11 protein-coding genes are annotated in these 8788 nt (G+C 73.8%); 4 read left to right on the forward strand and 7 right to left on the reverse strand.

Translation table 11 applies throughout. The annotated features are described in order from the left end of the window. On the forward strand, positions 1-629 hold a 629-nt coding region (locus ACTHMS_RS15965), incomplete at its 5' end, for a TetR/AcrR family transcriptional regulator (RefSeq protein ID WP_440307657.1). 73 nt (positions 630-702) lie between these two features. On the opposite strand, the gene ACTHMS_RS15970 is transcribed toward ACTHMS_RS15965, so the two are convergent. The 5 genes from ACTHMS_RS15970 to ACTHMS_RS15990 form a co-directional block, all read right to left on the reverse strand. Continuing rightward, the gene (locus ACTHMS_RS15970) at positions 703-1293 is read right to left on the reverse strand and encodes a hypothetical protein (RefSeq protein WP_440307658.1); all 591 of its coding nucleotides are present in this window, start codon (positions 1291-1293) and stop codon (positions 703-705) included. 14 nt (positions 1294-1307) lie between these two features. Further along, positions 1308-2033 carry an SDR family NAD(P)-dependent oxidoreductase gene (locus tag ACTHMS_RS15975; protein ID WP_440307659.1) on the reverse strand — a complete coding sequence of 242 codons (726 nt, stop codon included), beginning with the start codon at positions 2031-2033 and terminating at the stop codon, positions 1308-1310. A 37-nt stretch (positions 2034-2070) separates the two neighbouring features. Beyond that, the gene (locus ACTHMS_RS15980) at positions 2071-2697 is read right to left on the reverse strand and encodes an acVLRF1 family peptidyl-tRNA hydrolase (RefSeq protein WP_440307660.1); all 627 of its coding nucleotides are present in this window, start codon (positions 2695-2697) and stop codon (positions 2071-2073) included. Between the two features lie 245 nt (positions 2698-2942). Next, entirely contained in the window at positions 2943-3398 is a 456-nt protein-coding gene (locus tag ACTHMS_RS15985; RefSeq protein ID WP_440307661.1) for an SRPBCC family protein, read from the reverse strand. A gap of 58 nt (positions 3399-3456) precedes the next feature. After that, positions 3457-3789, reverse strand: a complete 333-nt coding sequence (locus ACTHMS_RS15990; RefSeq protein ID WP_440307662.1) for a hypothetical protein — start codon at positions 3787-3789, stop codon at positions 3457-3459. 100 nt (positions 3790-3889) lie between these two features. Between ACTHMS_RS15990 and ACTHMS_RS15995 the strand changes: the two genes are divergently transcribed. The 3 genes from ACTHMS_RS15995 to ACTHMS_RS16005 all read left to right on the forward strand — a co-directional run bounded on the left by ACTHMS_RS15995 (position 3890) and on the right by ACTHMS_RS16005 (position 6830). Then, positions 3890-5467, forward strand: coding sequence for a Na+/H+ antiporter (locus ACTHMS_RS15995; protein WP_440307663.1), 1578 nt, complete (start codon positions 3890-3892; stop codon positions 5465-5467). Between the two features lie 275 nt (positions 5468-5742). Then, on the forward strand, positions 5743-6141 hold the full coding sequence (locus ACTHMS_RS16000; protein ID WP_440307664.1) for a hypothetical protein: 399 nt from the start codon (positions 5743-5745) through the stop codon (positions 6139-6141). After that, entirely contained in the window at positions 6141-6830 is a 690-nt protein-coding gene (locus ACTHMS_RS16005) for an HAD family hydrolase (protein WP_440307665.1), read from the forward strand. The genes ACTHMS_RS16000 and ACTHMS_RS16005 overlap by 1 nt, the downstream gene beginning before the upstream one ends. On the opposite strand, the gene ACTHMS_RS16010 is transcribed toward ACTHMS_RS16005, so the two are convergent. Both ACTHMS_RS16010 and lepB read right to left on the reverse strand, forming a co-directional pair. Then, positions 6766-7734 (reverse strand): RecB family exonuclease, encoded by a 969-nt coding sequence (locus tag ACTHMS_RS16010; protein ID WP_440307666.1) that lies wholly within the window; start codon positions 7732-7734, stop codon positions 6766-6768. The genes ACTHMS_RS16005 and ACTHMS_RS16010 overlap by 65 nt on opposite strands. A gap of 47 nt (positions 7735-7781) precedes the next feature. After that, positions 7782-8788 (reverse strand): signal peptidase I (lepB, locus tag ACTHMS_RS16015; RefSeq protein ID WP_440307667.1); only part of this gene is annotated, 1007 nt, incomplete at its 5' end.

Raw genomic sequence — 8788 nt, forward strand, 5'->3', positions numbered from 1 at the left:
AACCTCGCGGGTTGCGGGCCTATGCGGCCCGAAACGGGCAGGCGCTCATCGACGCCGCCGAGCAGCTCTTCGCCACACGAGGCCTCTCGGTGACGCTCGACGACATCGCCGCCGCGGCCGGCGTCAACGTGGCGACGGCCTACCGACACTTCAGCAACAAGCACGAACTCGCCGCGGCGTGGCTGCGACAGAAGATCGAGCAGCCGGTCGAGCTCGCCGAGCAGGCGGCCGCGGATCCCGACCCCTGGCACGGGCTCAGCTGGTTCCTGCAGCAGGTCGTGCAGCTGATGACCGACAACCGGGGCATGGCCGACCTGGTGAGCACCGGGGCCGAGGGCGAGGCCTTCGCCGAGCTGCAGACCCGGCTCGACCCGTTGCTCGAGCGGCTGCTCGAGCGCGGGCGCGCGGCCGGCGTGATCCGGCCCGAGCTCACCCCGCAGGACCTCGGCGTCGTGCTGCGGATGCTCAAGTCGGTCACCGAGATCCCGGACGCCGACGGCGAGGGCTTGGCGCGCCGCTACCTGCCGCTGCTGCTCGCCGGCCTGCGCCCCGCGGCCGAGCCGCTCGACGGCGCGCCGCCGAGCAACGAGCAGCTGCGCGTGGCCATGACGACCCGCCCCGGCTGCTGAACAGGCCGTCTTGTCCCCGGGCCCAGTCGTTCTCCGGCCGCGCAGATGACCGGGCCGGCGGACAAGACGGCGGTCAGACGCGGCGGACGGGGCAGCTCGAGATGGCGTCGGCGTCGGCGTAGCGAGGCAGCTCGTCCATCGTGCGCTGCAGCGCCTCGGCGCCGGAGAACAGCCGCGACGGGTCGAGGTAGACGGCCTCGTCGAAGTACTCGCTGACGATGGCCCGCACCGGCGGTGAGCCCTCGGTCAGCGTGCGGGCGACGGCGTCGCGCACGTAGCCCTGCCGCTCGGGGTGCAGCGCCGCCGACGACGGCGTGTGCACGACGTGCCAGCCGTGGAAGAACTCGGCCTCGGTCAGCCGGTCGGGCTTGGGGAACCAGGTGAGGTGGGTCAGCAGCTCGTCCCCGCCGACGGGCTGCGGCACCGACTCGGTCACCAGGTAGGCGTCGCCGGGCACCTGCGCGACGACGTCGGGCCAGACGTCGACGCTGTCGAGCCAGAGTTCGACCAGCCCGCGCAGCTGCGGACCGCGTCCCATGAGCAGGGTGGCGCCGGGCAGGTCGGCCGCGCGCGAGACCGTGCAGCGGTGCAGGCCAACGACCTCGAGGCCGGGGGCCCCGGCGACGGCGTCGTCGTCCCAGACGAGCAGGTCGACCTTCTCCATGCCCTGATCGCCCGCTACCAGATCACGCCGCGGTCGACGACGAGGTTCGCGCCGGTGATCGACACGGCCGCGTCGGACGCGAGGAACAGGATCGACTCGGCGACGTCCTTCGGCGGCATGAACCCGGGGATCAGGCTCTGGCTCTTGGCGATGAGGTTCCAGTCGACGTCCTTGGGCAGCTCGCGGGCGGCGCGCTCGGTCATCGCGGTCTCGATGCCGCCGGGGGAGACGCAGTTGACCCGCACGCCGCGTCCCGCCAGTTCGGTGGCGAGCGCCCGCATGCCGAGCAGCAGCGCCGCCTTGCTCGCGCAGTACGGGGCGTTGTAGGGCTGTCCCATCAGCGCCGAAATCGACGCGACCGAGACGACGTTGCCCCTGGCCTCGACCAGCGCGGGGATCAGTGCGTGGGTCAGCATGATCGGCCCGACCGCGTTGACGTCGAGATGACGGCGCACGCCCTCGATCGTCAGCTCGTCGGCGGTGGTGAAGCGCTGCGCGCCGGCGACGTTGCAGAGCACGTCGACCCCGCCGAGCTCGGCCAGCGCGGTGGCGGCGAGCCGTTCGAGGTCGTCGGCGCTGGTGAGGTCGGCGGCGACGATGCCCTCGCCCTCGACGACGTCGGTGCGCAGCACGCTCGCGCCCTCGTCGGCGAACATCCGCGCGACGCAGCTGCCGAGGCCGCCGGCCGCACCGGTGACGACCACGCGGCGGCCGGCGAAACGGGATGGGGCACTGGTCATGGCCGAGACGGTAACGCAGAAGTAGAACTTGTTCTACCTACGGGTCGAGCCGGACCGGCACTGCCAGGAACTGCTCGGGCGTCGCCTGCAGCACCCTGAGCCGCGGGTCGGGTACGGCGAGCAGGGGGCCGGTGCGCAGCGCGGCCAGCGGGGCGAGCTGCGGGTCGGCGAAGACCTCGTCGACGGCGAGGCGGTCGCCGCCGGCGACCACGGCGTCGAGCTCGCCCGCGTGCGGCAGCAGGACGCGCGCCGCCGTGGCCGCGGCGTCGGCGAACGCCGCGCGCGACTGGTTCGCGCGCCGCCGGGCATAGCGCTGCTGTGACCAGCCGCCGGCCTTCGTCGTGCCCTGGACATAGCTGCTGTCGACCTTGGACGCGACCAGTTCGGCCCCGCGGAACAGCCCCACCGCGTGCCCGCCCCGGCGCACGAGCACCACGCCGACGGTGCGCTCGCGGGTGACGTGGTTCGCGAGGGCCGTGAGGGGGTCGTCGCCGTCGGGCAGTGGCGGGAACGGCACCGCGAGCCACGCCTGCGCGCCGTCGCCACCGACCAGGTGCACCTCGTCCGGCGTCGCGGTCACGGTCGGTGGCCCGTGGCGCTCGGCGAAGCCGTCGAGCCACCGGGGGAGCCGGGCGAAGCCGATGGACACGCGGCGCTCGCTCATGGGCCCACCTCACCACGTTCGGCGCAGCCGCCGTCGCCCCGGTGGTGTGGCGACGCTGCGGGTGGCGGCACGGCGGGTCTCCCCGCCGCGTCGCCACACACCTGCCGCGCCCCGGCCGTGTGTGGCGACCGTGCGAGGGGTGCCACGGCGTGTCTGCCCGCAGCGTCGCCACACACCTGCAGCGTCGCCACACACCTGCCGCGCCGTTCAGCACCCGCGCCGCCGCTCTGCGTCCGGTCGCCGGCTCAGTCGCTCGTGCGCTCGATCGTGCGCTTGATGCCGTCCAGGACGGCTTGTGCCTCGCGGCCGGCCTTCGCCTCAGCCCCGGCCTTGGCGGCCAGCCGGCCGAGCCGTCCGCCGGGCGGGGTGTAGTCGATGTCGATCGCGAGGCGGGTGCCGCCGTCCGGACGCGCCTCGAGCCGCTGGGTGAGCGTGTACCGCACACCGGGGGCGAGCCGGCCCTCGCTGCTGATCCGCGTGCCGGGGTCGAGGTCGACGACCTGCCACCGTGAGCGCAGCTTCATGCCGAGCAGCGTGCCGACCTGGGTGTACTGCTGACCGACGGCGGTCAGTCGCTCGGGCGCGTCCTCGACGGCCTCGGTGCTGTCGGAGTACTCGGGCAGGCGGCGGACGTCCTCGAGCAGCCGCCAGACCGTGTCGGCCGGTGCGGCGATGTCGACACTGCGATGGATCGTGGGCATGCCGTCGGCCTACCCCGCACACCGCCCGCGGCTCGCATCGAGCAGCGGGCGGCGCTCGTCACAGCCGCAGCAGTTGCCCCGCGATGCGCAGCGACCCGCCGACCGCAGCTGGGTCGTGCAGGTCGCCGACCCCGTCGCCCAGCGCCTCGGCCCGCGCGCGCACCGCGGCGCCGGGATCGGCCGCGACGAGGTCGTCGCAGAGCGCCGCGACGACGGCGTGCGCGTCGTGGTCGTCCAGGCCGTCGAGCGCGAGGCCGTTGTCGAGCAGGAACGCGACCTCGGTGAAGATCTCGAGGATCATGTCGGCATCGATCTCGGGTCGCGCCAGCGCGGCGGCTTCGGCCGCGTGGCGCAGCTGGTCGAACGGCGGCCGGTCGATGCTCGGGATCACGGCGAGAGCGTCGCACCCGTCCCGGCGATGGTCGAGGCGTTTTCCGGTCGGCCGTCGAGCACCGGGCCCACACACCTGCGTTGTCGGCCAAGATGGGCCGGTGCTCGGTCTGGAGATGGTCGTCGTCCTCGGCGTCGCGCTGCTGATCGGCGGTGCGCTTGCCCGACGCTATCCGCTGGCGCCGGCGCTGGTGCTCGTGCTGCTGGGTGTGGTGATCGGCTTCGTGCCACGGGTGCAGCACGCGCAACTCCCGCCGGACGTCGTGCTGCTGCTCTTCCTGCCCGCGCTGCTGTACTGGGAGAGCCTCACGACCTCGCTGCGCGAGATCCGCAGCAACCTGCGCGTCGTGATCCTCACCAGCACGCTGCTCGTGGTCGCGACCGCCGGTGCCGTGGCGGCGGCCGCCCACGCGATCGGCATGCACTGGGGCCCGGCGTGGGTGCTCGGCGCGGCCGTGGCGCCGACCGACGCCACCGCGGTCGGCGTGCTGGCCCGGGCGCTGCCGCGCCGCACCCTGACCGTGCTGCGGGCCGAGAGCCTGGTGAACGACGGCACGGCACTGGTGATCTACGGCCTCGCCGTCGGGGTCACCGCCGGCGAGGAGCACCTGACCGCGCCGCACGTCACCTGGCTGGTCGTGCTCTCGTACGGCGGCGGCCTGCTCGCCGGCGCGCTCGTCGGCCTCGCCAGCTGGCAGCTGCGGCGCCGCATCGACGACCCGATGCTCGAGAACATCGCGGTGCTGGTGACGCCGTTCGGTGCGTTCCTGCTGGCCGACTCGATCAAGGCCTCCGGCGTGCTCGCCGTCGTCGTCTGCGGGCTGCTGATGAGCCAGCTCGCGCCCCGCATCACCGGCGCCGCGGCCCGCCAGCAGACGACCGCGTTCTGGTCGCTGGCGACGACGGTGCTGAGCTCGGCGCTGTTCGTGCTCGTCGGCCTGCAGGCCGAGACGGCCGTGCGCGATCTCAGCAGCGTGTCCGCCGGGCGCGCCGTCGGCTACGTCGTCGCGGTGACGGCCGTCGTGATCGCCACGCGCTGGGCCTGGCTGTACACGACGCCCTACCTGATCCGGGCCGTCGACCGGCGGCCGGCGCAGCGGCTGCGTCGCGTCGGGGCGCGCCAGCGCACGGTGAGCGCGCACGCCGGCTTCCGCGGCGCGGTGTCGCTCGCCGCCGCCCTCGCCGTGCCGCGCACCGTGCACTCGGGCGCGCCGTTCCCCGACCGCGACCTCATCGTGGTGATCACCAGCGGGGTGATCGTGCTGACGCTGCTGCAGGCGTTGCTGCTCGGGCGGGTCGTGCGCTTCGCCCGGCTGCCCGAGGACACCTCGGTCGCCGAGGAACGGCACTTCGCCGAGGTCACGACCACCGAGGCCGCGTGGGACGCGCTCGACGAGCTCGCCGACGAGCTCGGCTCGGACGAGAAGGTGCGCGACCGGGTGCGGCACGAGCTGGACAAGCGGCGCAAGCTGCTCGCCGCCGACGGCTCGTCCGACGACCCGATCGTCCAGCACGACGACCAGTACACGGCGCTCAAGCTGGCGGTGATCGCGCGCAAGCGCGTGGCGCTGCTCGACCTGCGCGACACCCAGCGCATCGACGACATCGTGCTGCGCCAGGTGCAGGCCGGACTCGACGCCGAGGAGATCCGGCTCTCGCGGGCCGCGCCGGTGGAGTGAACGACAGAAGCGGCTCGTCGCCGTCCCCCGCGGAAGGCAACGAGCCGCTTCTGGTCCTCGGACATCCGCGGCCTCTGGTCGGGAGTGGGGGTTACCGGTCCTCGGCCGCACGTCCAGGATCAAAGATCGGTGGCGGCGCGCCGCGTAGGCGAAGGTCCCGTGTCGCGCCGGGACCATCGGCGACGCCCGCCACGCCGCGCGGCGGCGGCGCCCGCGACCGCGCTGCAGCGCCCTACGATCGTGCGGTCCGGTCGGCGAGCGAGATGGGGGACGCCGTGATGCTGCGCTCCGCCGTCGCTGCCGTCGTCGTCCTGGTCGGCACGGTCGGCACGGTCGCTGCGTGCAGCTCGTCGGGCGGCGCGTCCGGAGGCGCGTCGTCCACGTCCGCCGCCGCCCCGGCCGCGACGAGCGCGGCGCACCAGCCGGCGCCGCAGGGCACCCCGCCCGGCGCGTCGAGGCTCGCCTGCGAGGAGAACGTCAAGACCGTCGAGATCGCCGCCGAGGCGTACTTCGCGCGCTTCGGCAGCCACGCCCCGACGCTGGCCGCGATCGTCCGCGCCGGGTTCCTGCGCGAAACGCCGTCGTCGCCGTACTACGTGATCCACTACCGCCCGCACGGCGACGCGTCGCCGACGGTGACCGGCACGCTGACGTCCGGATCGTCGCCCTGCTGATGGACGACACCACCTCGCGGTCGTCGTTGGCGGCCGTGCTCGTCGACATGGACGGCACCATCGTCGACACCGAGCCGTACTGGATCGCCGCCGAGTACCAGATCGTCGCCGCGCACGGCGGCGAGTGGAGCGACGAGCTCGCGCTGTCGCTCGTCGGGAACGACCTGCTGGTCAGCGGCGCGATCATCCGCGACCGCGGCGGGGTCGACCTCCCGCCCGAGACGATCGTCGAGCAGTTGCTGGACGAGGTGATCCGGCAGTGCGAGCGGGCGATCCCGTGGCGTCCCGGCGCCCTGCGGTTGCTGCGCGACCTCAATGCCGACGGCGTGCCCTGCGCACTGGTGACCATGTCCTACCTGCGGCTCGCCGAGACCGTGACCCGCGCGCTGCCCGCCGGCACCTTCGCCACCCTCGTCACCGGCGACCAGGTGCGGCAGGGCAAGCCGCACCCGGACGCCTACCTCCTCGCCGCCGAACGGCTCGGCGTCGACCCGGCCGCGTGCGTGGCCATCGAGGACTCGCCGACCGGCGTGGCCTCGGCCGAGGCGGCGGGCTGTGTCGTCATCGCAGTGCCGCACCACGTGCCCATCGAGCCCGCGCCGACCCGGACGGTGGTCGACAGCCTCACCGAGCTCGATCCGGCGCGGCTGCGTCGGATGGTGGCGCCGGCGCCGGGGTCAGCAGCGTGACCTCGCCCGGCCGGTAGTGCGCGGCGTCGACGATCGAGGGGGCCGGGTAGGGCGGCGGCGTGCCGCCGTAGGCGGGGCAGAGGTCCTGGTGCGAGCACCAGGTGCAGGCGCTGCCCGGGTTGGGCTGGAAGTCGCCCTGCTCGGTGGCGAGCACGATCGCCGCCCACAGCGCCTTGAGGGTGCCCTCGAACCGGTGCAGCCCCTCGTCGTCGGGTCGGTAGGTGAGCGTCTCGCCGTCGGCGAGGTAGATCAGCCGCAGCTCGCGCGGCACCACACCGCGGGTGCGCCACAGCACGAGCGCGTAGAACTTCAGCTGGAACATGGCCCGGCTCTCGTAGGCCTCGCGCGGCGACGCGCCGGTCTTGTAGTCGACGACGCGCAGGTCGCCGGCGGGGGAGACGTCGAGCCGATCGATGTAGCCGCGCAGCCGCAGCCCGTCGACGACCACCTCGACCAGCTCCTCGCGGGCGGCCGGCTCGAGCCGGGTCGGGTCCTCGAGGCGGAAGTAGGTCTGCAGCATCTCGCCGGCCGACGCCAGCCACGCCTCGAAGGCCGTGCCGTCGTCGTCGGCGAACAGGCCGGCGGCCTCGGGCTCCTCCGCGACGACCCGGGCCCACGCGGCGGGCAGCAGGGACCGCGCGGCGTCCAGGGTGCGCTCGGCGGCGGGGAGGTCGAAGAGGCGCTCGAGCACGTCGTGGACCAGCGTGCCGCGCGTGGCCGCGGACGACGGCGGCTCGGGCAGCTTGTCGATCGTGCGGAACCGGAACAGCAGGGGGCAGTTCTTGAAGTCGGCCGCCCGCGACGGCGACAACGACCCGACGACCGGAGGCAGCTCGGGAGCCGCGCCGGCGTCGGTCGGTGCGTCGGCGTCGCCGGACATCGGATCGGCCACGGTGGTGCTCATGCCCGGCACCGTACGTCCGGGCACTGACAGAAAGCGGTCGCGACCCGTCAGTGCAGGAACCCGAAGTGCTTCCAGGGCCAGATGACCATGAACGCGCGGCCGATGATGGACGACTCGGGGATCGGCCCGAAGCGGCGGCTGTCCTCCGAGTCGCAGCGGTTGTCGCCCATGACGAAGACGTCGCCGGGTGGCACCGTCCACTTCGACACCGAGGTGCGCGGGTCGGTGCGCTGGCTGGTGCCCGGGCACTGCGGGGTCGACTTGACGTACCCCTCGTCGAGCAGCGTGCCGTTGAGGATGACGCGGCCGTTGCGCAGCTGGATGGTGTCGCCGGGCAGGCCGATGACGCGCTTGATCAGCACGTCCTCGGGCGCCTGGAAGTTCTTCGGCCGGTCGAAGACCACGATGTCGCTGTGGCTGACGTCGGTGAAGTGGTACGAGAACTTGTCGACCAGCACCCGGTCGTTGTCGCAGCCGGCGCAGCCGTGCAGCGTCGGTTCCATCGACTCGGACGGGATGTAGTACGGCGCGACGACGTACACACGCAGGGCCACCGCGGCGCCGAGCGCGACGACGACCGCGATGAGCACCTTCACTGAGATGCCGACCCACCGGCCGTTGAGCCGTGGCAGCCGGCGCTTCGGCTCGACGTCGTCAGGCTGCGGCTCGGTCGCCTTGAGGAAGCGTTCGAGCTGCGGGTCGTCGAGCGCGTCGGGCTTGTCGACGAGATCGGGTGTCCACACCGCGGGTGTCTCGGTGGCGGACGACGCTGCTGCTGAACGCCCACCCGACGCCGCGACGGCTGCTCCCGGACGCGGGCGCTTGGCGGCTCCGCCCGGGCCGGTCGACGCGCTGGTCGCGGCCGCCGCGGCGGGGGCCCCGTGCGCCGGACGGTGCCTGGCCGTCGATGTCGGCGGGCTCGTCGGCGTCGACGCGGGCGGCTCGTCGTCGTGGCCGTCGTCGTCGGCGTCGGGCTCGTCGCGGTGGTCCGCGACGACCGCGTCGGCGATGACGGCGGCGGTCGGTGCTGCGATGGCGGCAGCAGCGACCGTCG

Origin of the sequence: Jatrophihabitans sp. (assembly GCF_051960575.1) — a bacterium.
GTDB lineage: Bacteria > Actinomycetota > Actinomycetes > Mycobacteriales > Jatrophihabitantaceae > JBQCEE01.